Here is a 19,333-nt window from a genome sequence, read left to right as displayed (position 1 = left end):
AAACCCGAGAGGGTTTGTCAACCATGTTCGGATTCATTCTCCGCGGGCTTAAACATCCCGTCCGACAGACGAACCAATCAACAGACAGCGCCGCCCTCGAGCGATCACGACCGCCAGCGTCGGCCGCCGGAGGTGGGCGGCGATGACCGACTCGAGGCGGCCGCTGCTCATGGATATCGTCGCGGCCCTCGAGCGCCACGGCCTGCCGCCGGACGACTACCGGCTGGCCGACGAAATCGACCCCGAGGCCGTCGAGCGCGTCCTCGACTCCGGCGGGCCGGAAACCGAGGTCCGCTGTTCGGTTCGAGACGTCTCGCTGGTGATCACCGCCGACGGCCCACGGGTGATCGCGGCGTGAGCGAGTCCGAACGCGACTCGAGCGCGGAGCGATCCGATTCGAGGACCGAACGCGATACCGATGGCGCGGACGCCGAGGACTCGAGCGGCGATTGGGCGAACGAAACCGATCTGGACCCCGAATCGTGTCCGTTCCCGCAGTGTCCCCGCTGTGGCCGGCCCGTCACTCACGTGACCTCCACCGGACCGACCGACCACACTGCGAGTCCCTGCGGCTGTCGCGTGAGCCCGAACTTGCTCGAGTAGCGATCGACTCACCGAGCGCTTCGTTTTCGTGGACCGTCATCGACGAGAGCCGAACGAGTATAACCGTTGCAGTCGTAGGACACGGTATGTCCCAACCAGAGGTGAACAGCGGCGGATCGTCCGACGACCGTCCCGCTGAACGGATTGTGGCGGACCCGCTCGAGCGGAAACCGATGAACGGGCACACCCCTCGTTTTCAGTGAAAACGCCAACGCGTACAGTATCGAGCGCTCGATAGTGATTCCAGTGAGAGTGAATTACAATTAATCACGATCACGTCAATCATCGCTACTTACCTCCGGCGGCCGACGCTGGCGGTCGATCGAGCACCAGATCCACCATTAGATGTAACGATGTTCAAAAGATGGTTGCTGTATACACTGAAAATGAGGGGTCTCATCGATAGGATTCCAACATCCAAAAGAGATCTTGAGACGTTTTACTGCGAGATATTCGCATTTTCACTGAAAACAAGGTTCGTTAGTTTTATTAGATATTGAAAAAGATTTAACGTATATATATATATATATATCAAATTTCCCCTCTAGTAACGATATTTTATTTCGAGTTTCGAATGGCGGATCGTTTGGTCTATAGAGAGAAGGGATACCAGACGAGCTGTCGTATGCTACCTCCACCAGCAGTCAACTGTCCGTATAGCTCGAGGAGGGTACACTCGAACGCAAACCCGCTGTCAGCAGATATTTGACGCCACCGCCGATAGCATCGCGTATGACCAACGACGCGCGAGACGCGAGCGACCTCGCGGACGACGACTCGATCACCGTGACCGTCGAGAACGAACTCTACATCGCAGAGGACACGGAAACCGGCGTCTCGAGTCAGGGACAGACCGAAGAAGCCGCCCTCGAGAACCTCGCAGCGACGCTCGAGACCTACCACGAGGGGTCACAGGACGACGACGGCGACAGTTGGCTCTAAGCCAAGCGAACGCGCCTCGAGACGGTAAGCAAGTGCCAGTTATTTGGCCGTCCCCGTGGTCGAGAGCCGCGCATGGAAGACTACGACATCGTCGTTCTCGGGGGCGGGTCGGGCTCGCAGGTCGCGACGGCGGCGGCCGAAAAGGGGCTCGAGGCGGCCGTCCTCGAACCCGGCCCGCTCGGCGGGGCCTGCATCACTCGCGGCTGCGTGCCCTCGAAGGGGCTCATCCACCGCGCGGACGTCATCGCGGAGATCCAGCGCGCGGACCGGTTCGGGATCGATGCCGACGTGATCGACGTCGCCTACGGCGAGATAACCGACGCGATCCACGACACCGTTTTCGAAAAGGCGGACCGACAGCGCGAGAGCCTCGAGACGAACGAGCAGGTCACACTCTACGACGCGGCGGGTCGGTTCGTCGACGAGCGGACGGTCGAACTCGTCGATCCCGAAAGCGAGGAAAGCGGTGCCGACGCCGACGGACGGCGAATCCGGGGCGAGGACGTGATCATCGCCGTCGGCTCGAGACCGACGGCACCGCCGATCGACGGACTCCAAGACCTCGAGTATCTGACCAGCGACGACGCGTTGTACCTCGACGAACGGCCCGACCGCCTCGTGATCGTCGGCGGCGGCTACATCGGGGCCGAACTCGGCTACTTCTTCGGCGCGCTCGGTGCCGAGGTCTCGATCGTCGGGCGAAGCGATCGGCTCGTCCCGAGCGAAGACGACGACGTGAGCGCGGTCGTCACGGACTCGCTCGAGGAATACTGCGACCTCTATACGGGCTTCGAGGCGACGGCCGTCTCGAGTCGAAACGGGGGCGTCTCCGTGACCGTCGAGTCGGCAGAAAGCGGGGACGAGGAGGTCGCGTCGGAAGAACTCGAGGCCGACGACCTCCTCGTCGCGGCCGGCAGGCGACCGAACACGGACACGCTCGATCTCGAAGAGACGGGCCTCGAAGCGGGCGACGACGGCTCGCTGCCGGTCGACGAGACGCTCGAGACCGACATCGATGGGATCTGGGCGCTCGGCGACGTTATCGGCGAATTTCCATTCAAACACGTCGCGGATTACGAGGCGGAACTCGTCTCGGCGAACGTGTTGGACGACGAGCAGCGGGCGGTCGACTATACGGGCGTTCCCCACGCCATTTTCACCTCTCCGCAGGTCGCGAGCCTCGGGAAAACGGAATCCGAACTCGCCGAGGACGATCGGGAGTACGACGCGGCGACGGTTCCCTACGGCACCGCACCGATGGGGACGGTCCTCGCGGCCGACGACGGATTCGTCAAGGTGCTCGCAGCCCCCGGCGGGAAGATACTGGGCTGTCACATCGTCGGCCCGCAGGCCTCGACACTGATCCACGAGGTCGCCGTCGCCGTCCAGCGCGGCGACGGAACGGTGGCCGATATCGCCGAAACGGTCCACGTCCACCCGGCGTTGAACGAGGTCGTGCTCGCTGCGTTCGACGAGGTCGCCTCGAGACCCTACTCGACCACGCCGGACTGGCGGGACGTGAGCGAAAGTAAGCAAAACTAACGGAGCTACGTCGGCCCTTCCTCCCAGAGTTCGCCGAGACGGTCGTCAACATCACCGAGAATCCGTTCGACGACATCGAAGAAATCGGACGGAAACGACGCGTCGACCGCATCTCCGGTTCGGGCGTCGGGCGGTCGATGACGATGGTCTCGAGCGTTGTGGGGGTTTTCGTGCCGATCCCACCGCATCATCCAATCGTCGCCAGTCCGCTGTTCTCGATAGATGACGTTGAAATCGACGTTTTGGTACGCGCGAAACTCGAGTTCGATTCGACGTATGTCGTCTGAATGGTATACGGTGGCGATCTCAGCAACGACTGATGCGGGTTTCTCAGGTGGGAAGACGCTCACACGTTCGAGTATCGTAATCGAGCGGAGTCGTTTTGCGACTTCCCGTAGCAACGCTTCGTCGAGAGCGTCCTTGTCGCGACCCATGGAAATCAGGCGGAGGCGCGAGTGTTTCCGTTCTGAGACCGTCGTGCTCGCTCGAGTTCTCGAATCCGTCCGCGGACCGTCCGCCACTCCTGAAGGTCCATCCAGACCGAGTCGAGGTCCGCGTAGTCGGCGTGCTCGAGCGCGTCGACTTCCTCCGGCGCGTCCGCCTCGTACCGATCACCGTACTCGCGCTCTTTGGCCACGAGTTGTTCGAGTTTTCGTTCTAACTCCTCGATCGGCTGTCCGCGAAGGCGCTGAATTCGTCGCCACTCGAAGTACGATTCGTTCCTGCTGAACAGATCGGGTGATTCGCCGTCCTGCGTTATCATTCCGATTTCGGCGAACCACTTCAGGTACTCTCGAGCGATACGGCCTGTACTTACCGAGATCTCTCAACCTTCGTTAGCCACAGGTGATTTCAACAGAGCTTCGAGTATCTACGTTGCAAGACGACATTATTCCCGGCCCGAAACAGTATTTATATGACACTACAGGGCGTTGGATCAAATGGAAGCCACACACTCCACGACACGGGGGCGTTTCGCATTGAAATGCCCCGGGTGTCTAGAGCACCCGAGACGTGGCTTCCAACCCGATAGAGGATCGGTTGCCATGATTGGATTACTTCTCCGCGGGCTTAAACATCCCGTCCGACAGACGAATCGAAGTCGACTACCAGCGATCGCCGCGTCTCCGCTTGGAGGGTTGTGGAACCGATGACCGCGCCGACTGACAGTCTCGTCGTGGACATCGTCCGCACCCTCGAGAACGAGGGCGTTCCCCCAGACTCCTACCAACTCGGCCGGGAGTTCGATCCCGAGGCGCTCGCCCGGTTGCTCGAGACCGGCGGCAATTCGGTCGAAGTCCGCCTTGAGGTGCAGGGCGTCTCGCTCGTCGTGACGAAGCAGGCTGTCTGGGCGACCGACGAGCCGTCGTCGTCCCCGCCCGAGTGCCCCCACTGCGGGCTCCCGGTCAGCGCCGTTGTCCAACTCGTTCCGAGTCACCACACCGCCTATCCCTGCGGGTGTCGGGTTCGGGGTGATCTGCTCGAGTAGCGCTCGAACCGCAGTTGTCGATTCAGAAGATCGTAACTCGGTTTCGTTATTTGTGAGTGAAATCGGGTAAGTACAGCCAAGACACATGCCAAACTATATGTGGCAGATATTCAATAATTAATACCTATGGACATACCTCGCCGCCATATTCTTACGGGACTTGGAATCACACTTATAGGAGGTTGTGTGGGTGAATTTAGATCTGATTCGGGAATCCAACTCGGGAGTCTTCGGGTCACAAACAGGCTAGAAGAGACCCATACAGTTGATTTAGTGTTAGAGAGAGACGAATCTCGTGTGTATCATGATATGGTAGAAGTCGACTCAGATGATCATCTGTGGATAGATCCAGATTGGTCCTCCGAGCCAGCAGCATATGAGCTGTACTACACTGTCTCGGGTTCGGATGAGGTTTCTATCGCACAACTCACACCCAGTACTGTACCCAGCAATAGTGAGGGAGAATGTGTATTTACGGATATTCTACTATCTGAAGGATCCCTGAAATCGATGGTATTACTCTCGAGCGTTAATGAGGTTGAGGGGGCAGAGTGTAACTCCTGAGTAGTTAGTGTATCTGTAGTTACTGAACAAATTTCCACGGACATCCAGCGAACACGACCTCGAGCGCCGCCTTTGACCGACCACCAAGCGTGTCGGTCAAGTGCCTCGAGACCCTACTCGAGTCATCGTGAGCGACACTCGAGGCCCACTGCAGCCGGATCGTCCAGACGCCGCCGAGCCGTTCGAGGTCGACGCGCCCTTCGACCCCGCCGGCGACCAGCCCGAGGCGATCGAGGAGTTAGCCGAGGGGTTCCAGTCGGGGGCGGACAAACAGACCCTGCTGGGCGTGACGGGGTCGGGAAAGACCAACACCGTCTCGTGGACGGTCGAGGAGATCCAGCAACCGACGCTGGTGATCGCCCACAACAAGACGCTGGCGGCCCAGCTCTACGAGGAGTTTCGGAATCTGTTCCCGAACAACGCCGTCGAGTACTTCGTCTCCTACTACGACTACTACCAGCCCGAGGCCTACGTCGAGCAGAGCGACACCTACATCGACAAGGACGCCTCGATCAACGACGAAATCGACCGGCTTCGCCACTCTGCGACCCGTTCACTCCTGACCCGCGAAGACGTGATCGTCGTCGCGTCCGTCTCCGCGATCTATGGGCTCGGTGACCCGCGAAACTACATCGACATGTCGCTGCGGCTCGAGGTCGGCGAAGAGGTCGGCCGCGACGAACTCTTAAAGCGGCTCGTGGACCTGAACTACGAGCGCAACGACGTCGACTTCACGCAGGGCACGTTCCGCGTGCGCGGCGACACCGTCGAAATCTACCCGATGTACGGCCGCTACGCGGTCCGGGTCGAACTCTGGGGCGACGAGATCGATCGCATGATCAAGGTCGATCCGCTCGAGGGCGAGGCCAAGGGCGAACAGCAGGCCGTGCTCGTCCACCCGGCGGAGCACTACTCGATTCCGGAGACGAAACTCGAGAACGCGATGGACGAAATCCGGGACGACCTCGACAGCCGGATCAGCTACTTCGAGCGCCAGGGCGACCTCGTCGCCGCCCAGCGGATCGAAGAGCGGACGACCTTCGACCTCGAGATGATGCAAGAGACCGGCTACTGTTCGGGTATCGAGAACTACTCGCTGTACCTCTCGGATCGCGAATCGGGCGAGGCCCCCTACACGCTGCTCGATTACTTCCCGGAGGACTTCTTGACCGTCGTCGACGAATCCCACCAGACCATCCCCCAGATTCGGGGCCAGTACGCCGGCGACAAGTCCCGCAAGGACTCGCTGGTCGAGAACGGGTTCCGGTTGCCGACGGCCTACGACAACCGCCCGCTCACCTTCGAGGAGTTCGAGGAAAAGACCGACCAGACGCTGTACGTCTCTGCGACCCCGAGCGACTACGAGCGCGAGGAGAGCGATCAGATCGTCGAGCAGATCGTTCGACCAACCCACCTCGTCGATCCCGAAGTGGAGATCTCCTCCGCCAGCGGGCAGGTCGATGATCTGATGGATCGCATCGACGACCGCATCGAGCGCGACGAGCGCACCCTCGTGACGACGCTCACCAAGCGAATGGCGGAGGACCTGACCGAGTATCTCGAGGAAGCCGGCGTGAACGTCGCGTACATGCACGACGAGACCGATACCCTCGAACGCCACGAGATCATCCGCTCGCTGCGTTTGGGCGAGATCGACGTGCTCGTCGGCATCAACCTCCTGCGGGAGGGCCTCGACATCCCCGAGGTGAGCCTCGTGGCGATCCTCGACGCCGACCAGGAAGGATTCCTCCGCAGCGAGACGACGCTCGTCCAGACGATGGGCCGGGCCGCCCGAAACGTCAACGGCGAGGTCGTCCTCTACGCCGACGACCCCTCGAGCGCGATGGCCGACGCCATCGAAGAGACCCAGCGCCGCCGCCGGATCCAACAGCGGTACAACGAGGAACACGGCTACGAGCCGACCACGATCGAGAAGGAGGTCGGCGAGACGAACCTCCCGGGGAGCAAGACCGATACCACCGAAATCTCCGGACGCGAACTCGCGGACGACGACGAGGCGGCGCGGTACGTCCAGGACTTAGAGGATCGAATGGAAGCGGCCGCGGAGAACCTCGAGTTCGAACTGGCGGCCGACATTCGGGACCGGATTCGGGAGGTGCGCGAGGAGTTCGAACTCGAGAGCGACGAGGAGGGTATCGCACCGCCGGCCGAGGAGTTCTGAGCGAACATCGGTCAGAGTGCGGTCCTCGAGCACTCGCGGTAGCAGTTGATAGTATTGCTTGTTGGTTCAGAAGATTCCGTGAAAACTCCGATAAGTACAGGCCGAGTAATCAACACACAAAACATATATTTGAGAGTAGGTGAAAACGCGAGATCGTGAACGGGAACCCAGTCATCTTCCGGACCGCTTACCACTGGAACCTCGATCCGTCCCCCGTTTATTATACTTACATTCGACGATTGAATCGTTATAAATTTTATGAGAGTAGTAGAATTAAACGTTAGGTCAGTACAGACAACAACTGGTTGCAGCGGCTCGTACGCTCTCGACGAACGAACAGGAGTATGACAATTCGAACAGGTGGGCGTCTCTATCGGTAGAAATAGTCCTGAAAGACAAGCCAAGGGCCGGCTTCTAGCCGAACCCTTACAATCCATTGTTCCGTGAACGTTGATAGATGAGCGACTCCGACCCACGCGCCGAAGTCGACACCCTCCGCGACCGTCTCCGGTCGAACGGGGAAAACTCTCGCTACGTTCAGTTTGAGGCCGACCGCCGGCACCTCCTGAAGTTCTCCGATAACATCCGACTCGTTCCCTCGGAGATCGGCGACCACCGGCACCTCAAGCTGCTCCGACACTGTAGTCGAATGGCTTCCCTCGTCCCACCGCCATCCATCGAGGACTTCGAGGATAACGACGAGGCCGATGAGATCGAACACGAATCCGACGTCGACGATCTCCTCGAGGAACACGGCTTGCTTGGACTCACGCTCGAGTACCGTGCCGCTGCGGAGGCTGTCGTCCGCTGGATCAACGAGGAGTATACCAACGAACACACCAACCAGGACTATCGGACGGCGCTGCGATCGTTCGGACGCTACCGGCGCAAACTCGACGAGCCGCCCGAGAGTCTCAGATGGATCCCGACTGGGACGAGTAACGACTTCGACCCTGTGCCCTCCGAACGCGATCTTCTGACCTACGACGACAGCCAAGCGATGGTCGAGACCGCTCACAACGCGCGGGACAAGGCGCTGTTCGCCGTTCAGTTCGAAGCGGGTCTCCGTGGGGGCGAGCTCTACGACCTCCGTGTCGGAGACATCTTCGACGGTGAGCACTCGGTTGGCCTCCACGTCGACGGCAAAGAAGGAGAGCGTACCGTCCACCTGATCACGTCGGTTCCATACCTTCAGCAATGGCTCTCGGAACATCCAGCCCCGGATAACGACCAAGCACCGGTCTGGAGCAAGCTCTCGTCGCCCGAACGACCCAGCTACAACACCTTCTTGAACTACTTCAAGAACGCTGCCGGTCGCGTCGACATCACGAAGGACGTCACGCCGACCGCATTCCGGAAGTCGAACACTCGATGGCTGATCCTGCAGAACTTCTCGACAGCTCGAATCGAGGACCGGCAGGGCCGAAAACGCGGGAGCGAGCACACCGCCCGCTACATGGCTCGGTTCGGCGAAGAAAGTAATGAACGCGCGTACGCGCAACTCCACGGCCTCGAGGTCGAATCCGATGAACCCGAAGACGTCTCGCCCGTCCCCTGTCCCCGATGCGGTGAGGACACCCCGAGTGATCGGGATTTCTGTATCCACTGTCACCAGAGCCTCGATTTCGAAGCAAAGGAACTCCTCGACGAGGTCCGCAGCGTCCTCGACGATCGGTCGATCGAAGCCGAGGATCCGGAGGATCGGCGGGAGTTCGTCAGTGCGCGCCGGACGCTCGAGGAGAAACCCCACGTCATGGACAAAGACGACCTTCATGAGTTCGCCACCTCATTGTCATCTGAGGACTGAAGCACGATCTCGCAGATGCGTCGCACCTCGTCGTCATCCTCGTGTTTCTCGGCGATCCGTTCGAATAGCGCTCGTTCGTCGTCGGTTAGGTCGTCAACTGGTTGGGGAGAGTCAGCCGTACTCATTGGTCTGTCACCTGTTTTCGGATGTAGATACGCTCGGACCACGGGCGGTCCATCAGCTCAATGCACGTCGTGATCGCGCCCTGTCGGGCGAGAATGACGGTGTCGCTGCGACGGTGGTACCGGGCAACTGCCCCGCGTCGGGCACTCGGATAGTGGATCGGGGTAGCTTCGGACCACGCCTGTTCGATGTCGACGTCGTCGACGAGAGCGCGATTGGGCCACTGGTCTTCGACGTGCTCAGTGACCCCGACCGCGTGCTCAGATGCACGTTGGCGTTCGCGATCGGCGATATCCTCGGTGCTCGTGCTCACGCGAACACCACCCCCTCCACGAGTAGGAGTGAGAGTAAGAGGGCTGTTGAGACGATCGCGACGAGAGCAAGGCCCTCGAATGGGCTCAGTTGCGCTCGTCCGTCGACGAACTGCTCGAGTGTCGTCCATGACCCAGTCTCGAGGTCGACGTCCTCGGGAACCTCGCCTTCGTTGAATAAATCTTGGACCTCGCTGTAGTCGTCCGGTCGACGTCCAACCAGCTTCTCGAATCGGTTCTTGTGTTTGCGCGCGTGGGCGGGCCCGGAAGTTCTCCAGCTTCTTCTTTCTCTGCGAGGATGTTGGTGAGCGCCCAGTCAAATTTTCCGAGGGCTTTCGCTGCTTCGTTTTCCTTGTTGAGTTGGTACATTTTGCTGTTCCCGACAGTCCGGGTCTGCTCAACAAGCCCGTAGGCGCGGAGCACGTCGATGTGATCGTACACCGTGCTGCGTTCGATTCCCGCGAGTCGTGCGAGGTCACTGGTGTTGAGGTCACGATCGGATTCTCCTAGTAACGCCGTGAGGATTTTGACCTTCGGGTGGTCTCCTAGGACATCCGTTAGCGTGGTGTCGTCAACCATGGACTCTCCGGGCGAGTTTTGTAACTCCGACATACCACGGTGTATGCCATGTGGCACAATAATGCTTTCGTAAATCTACACTGACCGTAGCCAGTACACCCATAGCTGTGGTTCTAGAGGAACAGGTTTATTATGGAGTGGTTCTTAGGTATGACCGTCACGCGCGATGACACGAGAAGAAGAATTAACAGCCGACATAGTCGAGAAGTTAGCCCGGAAGAAGGTTACGGGCAATAGCAAGCGGCAAGTCGACACAGTGAAGAACTGGTTCGCTTCGTCGGACCAGGGGCAGGTCGAGGACCTTTTACGCGAATTAGCGCGTGATCCGGAGTCACCAGTCGAAATGTACGGGGGCGGTGGACGGGATAATGTCCGCCTGACTTCGCTTATGGACGCAAAAGACTGGCTTTCTGATCACAAGCGTGACCTGTGGTGGTTGTGATCTACCGATAGTCAACACCCACCACACGGCTACTCGCGCAACAGTACTTTCTTCGCTTTCTGGATCCGTTTATACACGCTGACATCAGGATCGTCACCATCGGGGTGAACGTCTGCCGACTTCCGTCTCGCAACCGTCTTCACCACGTCTTCGGAAGCGTCAGGTGAGATCTCGAGGATCTCGTGCGGTTCCTCCTGGAGGCCGTCGGTGCCCGAGGCTGGCGGCGCGGCGATCGCCTCGCCATCAGCTGGTGGTAGCCGCGCCGTCGCGAACTCCGACTGACCGGTCGTCACCGGTCGATTCTCCATCTTGCGCTTCTCGTTTAGATACAGTCCGATTGCGCGGGTGTTGTCGCGGACACGCGTGTAGTGATCGCACGCGATCGCGTAGTCCTCGCCATCGTCAGTCCAGCGGAGGGCGACGCCAGGATCGTCCGGTTCCGCAGCACTGGCGTAGGGAAGCCCGTCGGTCTTCCGTTGGGGCATCGCCGTCTCGAGTCGCCAGTCGTCGACCTCGAGGCGGTCCATCTCGCGTTTGATGTCCTTGATCGCGTTCCCGAGTGTGACGTCGAACTTGGTAGTCCGTTCGCGAGCAGCGGGATCGGTACGCTCGAGTTCAGTAGGCCACTCGAGACGTGAGTTGCCATCGGCGGCTGCACTACTCATCAGGACCACCGTCTTCACAGACCACGTCGCGGAGTTCCTCGAGTAGTTCCGGGTGGTGTTCCTCGAGCATCTCAACATCTCGCGGCAATTCATCACGAATACGCTTTCGTACCCGCGAGACTGCTTGGTATTTTTTTGAGTCCTCAACATCCGCCTCGCCGCTGATTCGATTGAATTCGGTGTCCGTGATCAGCGCCCGAGATTTAGCCATGCCGGTTGTTTCAACAGGTGGCATAGTAGTTCCTTCTATTATATATTATCTCTACAATTGTTTTCGTAATATCAGATCGTATCTATGGAAGATGAAATCAGACACTCTCTATATCAACGAAAGAACGTCATTTGGGGAATTCTCCTCATAGCGACGGCTGGGATAGTAATGCAGCCAGGGATAGAGAGCGCTCTACAGGGCGAACCCACCGGAAACTGGATTGAAGATGTCGTCCTTGGCATGTTACTATTGACGTTCTATTTCGGAACGAGACTCGCTAACTGGATGGATCAATCGTCAACGGATGTCTTTGGTTTGTCTGATTGGACTATGCTGTTTTTGTCGGCAGTCTGGATTGCAGCCTGCGCGTTACTCCTCTCTCAGGGGTTTTCTTCCATTGGTATTCTCGGATTCTTGCTCTTCGGAAGCGTTGGCGTCATCGGTATGCTCTATAAATTATATTCGATCCGTATTTCGGGATCTACAACAGAAATTTAGCTAGTGTGAACCCAATCATGTTCGCCTTGCTATTCGACGATCGATTCCACATCGCTCGAGTCCGTCTGTTCTGCTCCGTCGTCGCTACTGTCGATCAGCGACCGCTTCCACGTACCTCGAGTGAACCACGCACCCGCCGCTATCGCGCCGACCACGTCGCCGACGAGGACGCCGACCCAGATGCCGGTCGTCCCCCAGTCGGCGACGAACAGTAAGAAGACGGTGACGAGCACGCGGCCGAACCACAGCGCGATCACCGAAAACGCCAGCGCCGTCTTCGTGTTACCCGCGCCGCGGAACGCGCCCAGAAACACCTGCATGACGCCCATGAAGACGAACATCAGCGCGGCGACCTGCAGGTAGGTCGTTCCGTAGCCGACGGTCGCCGCCCGCCCCTCGACGTCCGCGGTGAGGAACACGGACACGATCGGTTCCGGGACGAGGAACGCGACCGCGCCGCCGACGGCCATGACCGCGGCGATGACGCCCGCGGCGAGCAACGTCGCCCGCGCCGCGCGCTCGGGCTTGCCCGCCCCTAAATTCTGGCCGACGATGGTGTCCGTCGCCTGGCTCATCCCCAGCGCCGGGAGAAACGCGAGCGAGATCAGACGGTTACCCAGGCCGTAGGCCGTCACGACCGCCGGCGGAAACGTCGAGACGATCGCCGTCATCGCGATCATCGCCAGCGAACTCATCGACTGCTCGAGCGCCGTTGGGACGCCGAGTCTCGTGATCCCGGTGACGTATTCGGCCCGCGGGAGCAGGTGGTTCGCTTCGATCTCGGGGCCGACGTCGGTGTAAAACAGGACGTAGAACCCAATCACCGTCGCGATGGCCCTCGAGAGGACGGTCGCGACCGCCGCGCCCGCCATCTCCAGTCTCGGGACGGGGCCGACGCCGAAGATGAACACGGGGTCGACGACGAGGTTGAAGACGACGCTTATGAACATCACGATCATCGGCGCGCGGGTGTTGCCGTACCCGCGCATCAGCGAGACGAAGATGAAAAACCCGAACAGGAAGGGCATTCCGAGAAAGAACACGCGCATGTACTCGCTGGCCAGCGGGATGATCGCGGCCTCGGTTTCGGGGTCGGCCGGCAGCAGCGCCAGCATCGAGTCGGTCGCGAGAAAGCCGATCACGGCGATGGCGATCGCGATGAGCGTGATAAACGAGATCGTCTGTCCGGCGATCAAGCCACCCCTGTCGCTTTCCGCGCCGGAGTGCTGGGCGATGAGGATCGCGCCCGCGGCGGTGAACCCCCCGCCGATCGAGATCAGAAAGAAGATCAGCGGAAAGGCGAGACTCAACGCGCCGACGGCGTCTGGCGAGAGCGCGCCCAGCCAGAACGTGTCGCCGACGTTGTAGGCGACCTGCAACAACTGGATGACCACGAGCGGCCACGTCAGGTGGAACATAGGGCGAACGAGCGACCCGTCGGTGAGATCGCTCTCGCTCGAGGAGCGGTTGGAGGGCATTACGATCCGAAATCGTATGCCATCTATATGAGTTCTCGTAGCCATTGACAACAACCCGCACGACAATTGTACCGTTTGCTTCCGAGCGCGAATCCGCCGCTTCGAGGCGGGTCCGTGTGACAGCCGACCGCCGAACCCGTATCGTTTAGTCGGTTCCCGCCGCAGGCTGTCCCATGACAATCGGCGTCATCGGCGGCAGCGGAATCTACGAGGCACTGCCACTCGAGAACACGCGAACCGAATCGATCTCGACACCCTACGGTGACCCGACCGACGACATCACGCTGGGCGAACTCGGCGGGCGGGAGGTCGCCTTCCTGCCGCGACACGGAAGCGACCACCAGCACACGCCGACCGACGCCTCCTACCGGGCGAACATCTACGCGCTCAAGGCAGCCGGCGTCGATCGAGTCATCGCCACCAACGCCGTCGGCAGCCTCCGCGAGGACCTGCCGCCCCAGACGCTGGTCGTCCCCGACCAGATTTTCGATCGCACTAAACACCGTTCGCCGACGTTCTTCGGGGACGGCATGGTCGTCCACATGGGTTTTGCCCACCCTTACTGTCCCGAGATGGTCGCCCACCTCGCCGAATCCGCGCGGGAGGCGACGGAGGCCGAGGTCGCAGAGAACGGCACGTACGTCTGCATCGAGGGTCCGCAGTTTTCGACGAAAGCTGAGAGCGAGTTCTACCGCGAGCAAGGCTGGGACGTCGTCGGGATGACGGCGATCCCCGAGGCAAAACTTGCCCGCGAGGCGGAACTGAGCTACGCCACCGTCGCCGGCGTCACCGACTACGACGTCTGGAAGGAAGACAGCGAAGTTACCCTCGAGGAAGTCCTCAAGAACGCCGAGGCCAATCAAGAGTCGATCAACGCGGTCATCGAGCGCGCGATCCGAACGATGCCCGACGACTTCGAGAGTCACGCCTGGTCGGCGCTCGAGGGCACGATCAACACGCCGCCGGAGGCGATTCCGGCAGAAACTCGCGAACGCGTCGAGCTGTTAGCCGGTGAGTATCTCGAGAACTGAGTCCGCGTCGCTTCGTGCCGATCTCCAGCGGCCAGCCGCCTGTTCTATACCGGTTCGAACGTCAGTACTCGCTCGCCGGTCGTCTCGGAGACGGTGACCGCGATTTCGACCTCGAGGCCGTTCTCGATCGACTCGAGGTCGATCCCGGCGACCTGCCCGGTGAGCCGAACCGGGCCGAAATCCGCGATCGCGGTCGCGTAAGGGGCGTCGTCCTCGAACGACGGCGTCGGAACGTGGGTGACGGTGAACGTCTCGATCGTCCCCGATTCGGGCAACTGCTGGCGCGCGAGTTCCGTCGACCCACACTCCGGACACACCTGCCGCGGCGGGAGCGAACCGTGTCCATCCGGACACTCGAGGGAGTAGGCCGCACCCTCCTCGGCGGCGTCGAGCCAGTCGTCGAATCCGTCGTCTCTGATCTCGCTCATTCGACCACCTCCAGACCGACGGTCTGGCGTACTCGAATTCGCTCACAACGCTCGCTTGCTCGACTACCTGCAGATCGGAGAACTGCTGTCGTCGAACTCGCTCGCTGGCGCTCTCTCATTCGACCACCTCCAGTACGTGAACCGTCGCAGATGCCACGGTTCCACCCGCGTTGTGCGCGAGTGCGGTCGTCGCGTCGGAAACGGCGTCGCTGTTTGCGTGTTCGTTCGCGAGCAGCGACGTGACTTCGGCGATCTGGGACGCCCCCGTCGCGCCGACGGGGTGACCTTTCGCCTTCAGGCCGCCCGAGAGGTTGATCGGCGTCTCGCCGTCCGCGGTCGTGCGCCCGTCTCGAGCGGCGGTGACCCCCTCGCCGATCGACTCGAGATCGAGGGCTTCGATGGCGAGCACCTCCGCGATCGTAAAGCAGTCGTGGACCTCGGCGAAGTCGACATCGTTCGCGTCGATTCCGGCGTCGGCGTAGGCCGCTTCGCCCGCCTCGCGTGCGGCGGGCGAGCGCGCGAGATATTCCCGATCGTGCAGGGCCATCCGGTCGCCGCCCTGTCCGGTTCCCGTGATCGCGACCGGCGCCTCGAGGCCGTGTTCCTCCGCGTAGGACTCGCTGGTGAGGACGAGCGCCGCCGCGCCGTCGGAGATCGGACAGGAGTCGTACAACCCGAGCGGCGAGGAGACCTGCGGGGCCTCGAGCACGTCATCGACCTCGATCGCGCGCTGGTACTGGGCCTTCTCGTTCTCGAGAGCGTTGTCGTGGTTCTTGACGGCGATGTGTGCGAGGTCGGCGTGCTCGCCGCCGTAGGTTTCGAAGTACGCCTGAGCCATCAGGGCGTAGGCGCCGGGGAATGTCGTCCCCGCACGGACCTCCCAGAGGTCGTCGGCGGCGATGGCGAGCGCTTCCGTCGCGCCCGCGGTTCCGAGGTTCGTCATCCGCTCTGCCCCGCCGACGAGGAGCACGTCGTCCTCGCCGTTTCGAATGCGCTTTACCGCGTCGGCGACCGCGACGCCGCTCGAGGCGCAGGCGGATTCGTACCGGGTCGCCGGTGCCTGCACCCCCGCCGCCTCGGCCATCAGCGGGCCCTGATGACCCTGATGCTCGGAAAGCTCTCCCATGAAATTCCCGTAGAGGACACCGTCGACGTCGGACCGGGCCACCCCGCTTTGCTCGAACGCCTCGATGCTCGCCTGCCCGAAGAGATCCCGACTCGTCCGCTCGGGCACGTTTCCGAACGGCGTCAGGCCGACACCCGCAACGCGTACCTCGCTCATGACACACTCTACCGCACCGACGGGTTAATATCCCGCGGTTAATCCACCGTTCGGGTTGGCGATATTTCTCGATATCGGAACTAATCGATGAATCAAGCCAATCTAGAAGGAGACGAGCAGGCCCCGCCTACCCGAGAGAACCCTGTGGCCCGCGGGTCGCGGGCCTCAGAGCGCGTCGGAGACCTCGCCGAGCACGTCCGTCTCAACGAAGACGACGACGTGGTCGCCCTCCTCGACCGTCGTCTCGCCTCGCGGGGTGATCAGTTCGCCGTCTCGAGCGATCGCCCCGATCACCACGCTGTTCGGGAGATCCGCGATCACGTCGCGAATTCGGTTGTTATGGAGGAGGCTGTCCCGATCGACTTCGATCTCGAGGACCTCCGCCCGGTCGGACTCGAGCATCGCGATGTTTTCGGTGCGGTGTGCATGGGTGAACCGGGTGATCTCCTCGGAGGTGACCAGCCGCGGGTTGACCGCGACGTCGATGCCGACGGTCTCGAAGAGGTCGACGTACTCGCCGTACTCGACGATGCCGATGGTTCGTTCGACGCCGATGCGCTTTGCGAGCAACGAGACGAGCAGGTTCTTCTCGTCGCTGTCGAGCGCCGCGACGACGATGTCCGACTCGTCGACGTGCTCGCGGACGAGAAAGTCGATGTCAGTCGCGTCGCTTTCTAACACCAGCGTGTCCGGCAAACACTCTGCGAGTTCACGGGCGCGGTCGTGGTCCTGCTCGATCAGCCGCGGAGACAGTCCCTGCTGTTCGAACAGTCGGGCGGTCTGGTAGCCGATCTCGCTGCCCCCGACGATGACGATCTCGCTCGCGTCCTCGAGCGTCGGCGTGGGAGTCAACGACCCGGCGAAGCGGCGGACGCTCTCGGTGGAACCGATGACGACGACGGCGTCGCCGGCTTCGATGACCGTCTCGCCGGTCGGGATAACGACATCGCCGTTTCGAAACAGCGCAGCGAACGTCAGCGATTCGTACCGATCCGCCTCCGCGACCGTGTCGCCGGTGATCGGGCTGTCCGGCTCGATTTCGAACTCCGCCATCTGGACGAGTCCGTCCCCGAAGGTGTCGACATCGTGTGCGTTCGGGAGGCCGGCGATCTTCACGATCGTCTGTGCGGTGTGGAGGTTCGTACAGACCATGAAGTCGACGCCGAACGCGCCCTCGGCGTGCTCCCAGGTCTCTAACAGCGTCGTGTCCTTCACACGAGCGATCGTGAACGGGTCGTCGAGGGTTTTGGCGGCGCCACAGACGACGATGTTCGTCTCGTCGAGGTCGGTGCTCGCAATGACCATATCCGCCGCCTCGACGTCCGCCTCTACGAGGGTGCTCCGTGTCGTTCCGTCGCCCTCGATGGCGAGTACGTCAAGCGAGTACGTGATCGATTCGATGCGCTCTTCGTCGGTGTCGACGACGACGACTTCGTGGTCGTCGGCGAGTCCCGCCGCGATGTTCGAGCCGACTTCGCCCGCGCCGACGATGATTACGCGCACGCGAGCGCCACCTGCAACATACGAACGGCTATTCGACGGAGGTGTAAGTCCGTTTCCATTGCCGGAACTCGGATTGCGTCGGCTCGACGAGCACCGGCGAGGTCCCGCTCGTCCGTCCCGATCGGTACCGAACGGTCAGGCTCGGGCCGGTTAGGGCATTTCGTGAACCGTGAGTTCGACGTCTCGTTTCTCCCCTTCGATATCGGCGACGAGTCGTCTGACGACGCCGCGAGCTTCCTCGAGGAGCCGCGGCTGTACCTTCCCGACGACCCAATCGAGCGAGACGAACGGCGGCAGCGAAATAGCGTTCCCGTCGGCGGAGTGGGGATCGTAGACCGCCTCGAAGTAGATCCTGCTGGCGGTTTCGACGCCGTCGGGGGCCGCCTCGGGTTCCGCTTCGACCCGCCACGTGCCGCGGGCGTCGAGGTCCTTGCGAAGCTCCCACTCGAGCGTGTGGGGGTTGTCGACGGAAACGACCTCCGAGCGGGCGGTGTACCCGAGTTTCCACCAGGTGAGCCGAAGGTCGTAGATCGAGCCAACGCCGTTCTCGGAGCCCTCGCGACGCTTGCGAACGGACTCGAGGTGCTCCGTGTATCGGTGATAGTCGGTAAAGGAGACGACGTACGGGAACACGTCCGTCGGCGGCCGGTGGGCGACGGTGCTGAGGAGGATCCTGTCCACGATTCGGCTACGGCCCCGCTGAACGTAAGGATTTTCGAATGGTCTCGACCGGCTGGTTGCGTCGTTAGTTCGGCTATCCGCGTCCGTCGATTCGAGCGATCCATCCCGCCGATCAGCCCGTTTCACTACATTTCTATACGCCGGCCGATAACACCGGCGCATGCGAGACATCTGTATCGTCGGCGGCGGCGTCGCCGGACTCGCCGCGTCGATCTTCACGGCTCGAGCGGGACTGGACACCATCGTGGTCGACGGCGGGGAATCGATCCTCGCGCGAAACGCCAGCCTCGAGAACTATCCCGGGTTCCCCGACGGGGTCGACGCCCGGCGGTACCTGCGTCTCGTCCACGAACAGGCACAGAGCGCGGGCGTCACGGTCGAACTCGGGCGCGTCTCGAGCGTCGACCGACTCGAGGAAGCGGATCCCGAATCGGGGTTCGTCCTCGAGACCGACGGCGGAGACCCGATCGAAGCCGAGCGGGTGATCGCGGCCTCGTGGTCCGACAGCGAGTACCTGGTTCCGCTGGACGTCGGCCGCACCCAGCGTGGGAGCAAACACTACGTGAGCGTCGACGAGGACGGCCGAACCGCCGTCGAGGGCGTCTACGCGGCGGGACGACTCGCCGGCGAACCCCATCAGACGATCGTCGCGGCCGGTCACGGGGCGAAAGTCGCGCTGACGGCGATCCACGATTCGGACGTCAACTTCTATCACGACTGGGTCGTCCCCGAGGGCTATTTCACCGGCCGCGGTCGGGACGTGCCACCGGGCTGTGAGGAAATCGACGACGAGGAACGACTGGAACGGGACGCGGCGGCCCGAGAGACGATCCTCGAGGCCTTCGCGGAACCGCTCGCGGAGAAACCGACGATGCATCCCAGCGTCGACCGGGAGTGAGTCGACGCGCCGACCTGTGGTGACCACAGCGAGTCGAACGGCCGATCTATACTGACCAGCAGCGAGTCGAAGTC

General features: G+C 61.5%; 23 protein-coding genes. 11 read left to right on the top strand and 12 right to left on the bottom strand.

The window, feature by feature from the left end:
* Positions 1–48 precede the first annotated feature (48 nt).
* On the bottom strand, positions 49–171 hold the full coding sequence (locus EL22_RS19010) for a hypothetical protein (RefSeq protein ID WP_255349672.1): 123 nt from the start codon (positions 169–171) through the stop codon (positions 49–51).
* On the opposite strand from EL22_RS19010, the gene EL22_RS12895 reads away from it, so the two are divergent.
* The 4 genes from EL22_RS12895 to EL22_RS12880 all read left to right on the top strand — a co-directional run bounded on the left by EL22_RS12895 (position 170) and on the right by EL22_RS12880 (position 3,087).
* Positions 170–358, top strand: coding sequence for a hypothetical protein (locus tag EL22_RS12895; RefSeq protein ID WP_050051882.1), 189 nt, complete (start codon positions 170–172; stop codon positions 356–358). The two genes, EL22_RS19010 and EL22_RS12895, sit on opposite strands and share 2 nt — an antisense overlap.
* Entirely contained in the window at positions 355–603 is a 249-nt protein-coding gene (locus EL22_RS12890) for a hypothetical protein (protein ID WP_050051881.1), read from the top strand. The genes EL22_RS12895 and EL22_RS12890 overlap by 4 nt, the downstream gene beginning before the upstream one ends.
* Positions 604–1,335: 732 nt before the next feature.
* Entirely contained in the window at positions 1,336–1,545 is a 210-nt protein-coding gene (locus EL22_RS12885) for a hypothetical protein (RefSeq protein ID WP_050051880.1), read from the top strand.
* A 72-nt stretch (positions 1,546–1,617) separates the two neighbouring features.
* Positions 1,618–3,087, top strand: coding sequence for a dihydrolipoyl dehydrogenase (locus EL22_RS12880; protein WP_050051879.1), 1,470 nt, complete (start codon positions 1,618–1,620; stop codon positions 3,085–3,087).
* A gap of 5 nt (positions 3,088–3,092) precedes the next feature.
* Here EL22_RS12880 and EL22_RS12875 read toward each other — a convergent pair whose 3' ends face one another.
* Entirely contained in the window at positions 3,093–3,521 is a 429-nt protein-coding gene (locus tag EL22_RS12875) for a hypothetical protein (RefSeq protein WP_050051878.1), read from the bottom strand.
* Positions 3,522–3,526: 5 nt separating this feature from the next.
* Entirely contained in the window at positions 3,527–3,850 is a 324-nt protein-coding gene (locus EL22_RS12870; RefSeq protein ID WP_050051877.1) for a hypothetical protein, read from the bottom strand.
* 387 nt (positions 3,851–4,237) lie between these two features.
* Here EL22_RS12870 and EL22_RS12865 point away from each other — a divergent pair, with 387 nt between their 5' ends.
* The 3 genes from EL22_RS12865 (at position 4,238) to EL22_RS12855 (ending at position 9,129) form a co-directional block, all read left to right on the top strand.
* Positions 4,238–4,576, top strand: coding sequence for a hypothetical protein (locus EL22_RS12865; RefSeq protein ID WP_197075908.1), 339 nt, complete (start codon positions 4,238–4,240; stop codon positions 4,574–4,576).
* Between the two features lie 691 nt (positions 4,577–5,267).
* Positions 5,268–7,322, top strand: coding sequence for an excinuclease ABC subunit UvrB (gene uvrB, locus EL22_RS12860; RefSeq protein WP_050051876.1), 2,055 nt, complete (start codon positions 5,268–5,270; stop codon positions 7,320–7,322).
* A 457-nt stretch (positions 7,323–7,779) separates the two neighbouring features.
* Positions 7,780–9,129 carry a site-specific integrase gene (locus EL22_RS12855; RefSeq protein WP_050051875.1) on the top strand — a complete coding sequence of 450 codons (1,350 nt, stop codon included), beginning with the start codon at positions 7,780–7,782 and terminating at the stop codon, positions 9,127–9,129.
* 121 nt (positions 9,130–9,250) lie between these two features.
* Here the strand turns inward: EL22_RS12855 and EL22_RS12845 are convergent, their stop codons facing one another.
* Both EL22_RS12845 and EL22_RS18115 read right to left on the bottom strand, forming a co-directional pair.
* Entirely contained in the window at positions 9,251–9,565 is a 315-nt protein-coding gene (locus EL22_RS12845) for a hypothetical protein (protein WP_050051873.1), read from the bottom strand.
* Positions 9,566–9,650: 85 nt separating this feature from the next.
* Positions 9,651–10,142 carry a winged helix-turn-helix domain-containing protein gene (locus EL22_RS18115; protein ID WP_197075903.1) on the bottom strand — a complete coding sequence of 164 codons (492 nt, stop codon included), beginning with the start codon at positions 10,140–10,142 and terminating at the stop codon, positions 9,651–9,653.
* Between the two features lie 166 nt (positions 10,143–10,308).
* Between EL22_RS18115 and EL22_RS18545 the strand changes: the two genes are divergently transcribed.
* Entirely contained in the window at positions 10,309–10,584 is a 276-nt protein-coding gene (locus tag EL22_RS18545; RefSeq protein WP_050051871.1) for a hypothetical protein, read from the top strand.
* A 29-nt stretch (positions 10,585–10,613) separates the two neighbouring features.
* Here EL22_RS18545 and EL22_RS18540 read toward each other — a convergent pair whose 3' ends face one another.
* Both EL22_RS18540 and EL22_RS12825 read right to left on the bottom strand, forming a co-directional pair.
* A complete protein-coding gene (locus tag EL22_RS18540) occupies positions 10,614–11,249 on the bottom strand; it encodes a J domain-containing protein (protein ID WP_050051897.1) in 636 nt (211 codons plus the stop codon).
* Complete coding sequence (locus tag EL22_RS12825) at positions 11,242–11,460, bottom strand: hypothetical protein (protein WP_050051870.1); 219 nt, start codon at positions 11,458–11,460, stop codon at positions 11,242–11,244. Before EL22_RS12825 ends, EL22_RS18540 begins: the two co-directional genes overlap by 8 nt.
* A gap of 84 nt (positions 11,461–11,544) precedes the next feature.
* Here EL22_RS12825 and EL22_RS12820 point away from each other — a divergent pair, with 84 nt between their 5' ends.
* On the top strand, positions 11,545–11,958 hold the full coding sequence (locus tag EL22_RS12820) for a hypothetical protein (RefSeq protein WP_050051869.1): 414 nt from the start codon (positions 11,545–11,547) through the stop codon (positions 11,956–11,958).
* 29 nt (positions 11,959–11,987) lie between these two features.
* Here EL22_RS12820 and EL22_RS12815 read toward each other — a convergent pair whose 3' ends face one another.
* Positions 11,988–13,436: an MATE family efflux transporter gene (locus tag EL22_RS12815; protein ID WP_050051868.1), complete on the bottom strand. Its 1,449-nt coding sequence runs from the start codon at positions 13,434–13,436 to the stop codon at positions 11,988–11,990.
* Positions 13,437–13,609: 173 nt separating this feature from the next.
* On the opposite strand from EL22_RS12815, the gene mtnP reads away from it, so the two are divergent.
* Entirely contained in the window at positions 13,610–14,467 is an 858-nt protein-coding gene (mtnP, locus tag EL22_RS12810; protein WP_050051867.1) for an S-methyl-5'-thioadenosine phosphorylase, read from the top strand.
* 44 nt (positions 14,468–14,511) lie between these two features.
* Here mtnP and EL22_RS12805 read toward each other — a convergent pair whose 3' ends face one another.
* The 4 genes from EL22_RS12805 to EL22_RS12790 all read right to left on the bottom strand — a co-directional run bounded on the left by EL22_RS12805 (position 14,512) and on the right by EL22_RS12790 (position 18,361).
* The gene (locus EL22_RS12805) at positions 14,512–14,895 is read right to left on the bottom strand and encodes a Zn-ribbon domain-containing OB-fold protein (RefSeq protein ID WP_050051866.1); all 384 of its coding nucleotides are present in this window, start codon (positions 14,893–14,895) and stop codon (positions 14,512–14,514) included.
* 115 nt (positions 14,896–15,010) lie between these two features.
* Complete coding sequence (locus EL22_RS12800; protein ID WP_050051865.1) at positions 15,011–16,177, bottom strand: beta-ketoacyl synthase N-terminal-like domain-containing protein; 1,167 nt, start codon at positions 16,175–16,177, stop codon at positions 15,011–15,013.
* Positions 16,178–16,342: 165 nt separating this feature from the next.
* A complete protein-coding gene (gene trkA / locus EL22_RS12795) occupies positions 16,343–17,680 on the bottom strand; it encodes a Trk system potassium transporter TrkA (RefSeq protein ID WP_050051864.1) in 1,338 nt (445 codons plus the stop codon).
* Between the two features lie 150 nt (positions 17,681–17,830).
* Positions 17,831–18,361 carry an SRPBCC family protein gene (locus tag EL22_RS12790; protein WP_050051863.1) on the bottom strand — a complete coding sequence of 177 codons (531 nt, stop codon included), beginning with the start codon at positions 18,359–18,361 and terminating at the stop codon, positions 17,831–17,833.
* Between the two features lie 160 nt (positions 18,362–18,521).
* Between EL22_RS12790 and EL22_RS12785 the strand changes: the two genes are divergently transcribed.
* Positions 18,522–19,259 carry an NAD(P)/FAD-dependent oxidoreductase gene (locus EL22_RS12785; RefSeq protein WP_050051862.1) on the top strand — a complete coding sequence of 246 codons (738 nt, stop codon included), beginning with the start codon at positions 18,522–18,524 and terminating at the stop codon, positions 19,257–19,259.
* Positions 19,260–19,333 lie beyond the last annotated feature (74 nt).

Source organism: Halostagnicola sp. A56 (genome assembly GCF_000691505.1).
In the GTDB taxonomy this organism is placed as follows: Archaea; Halobacteriota; Halobacteria; order Halobacteriales; family Natrialbaceae; genus Halostagnicola.
This window is presented reverse-complemented; position numbering and strand designations above follow the sequence as displayed.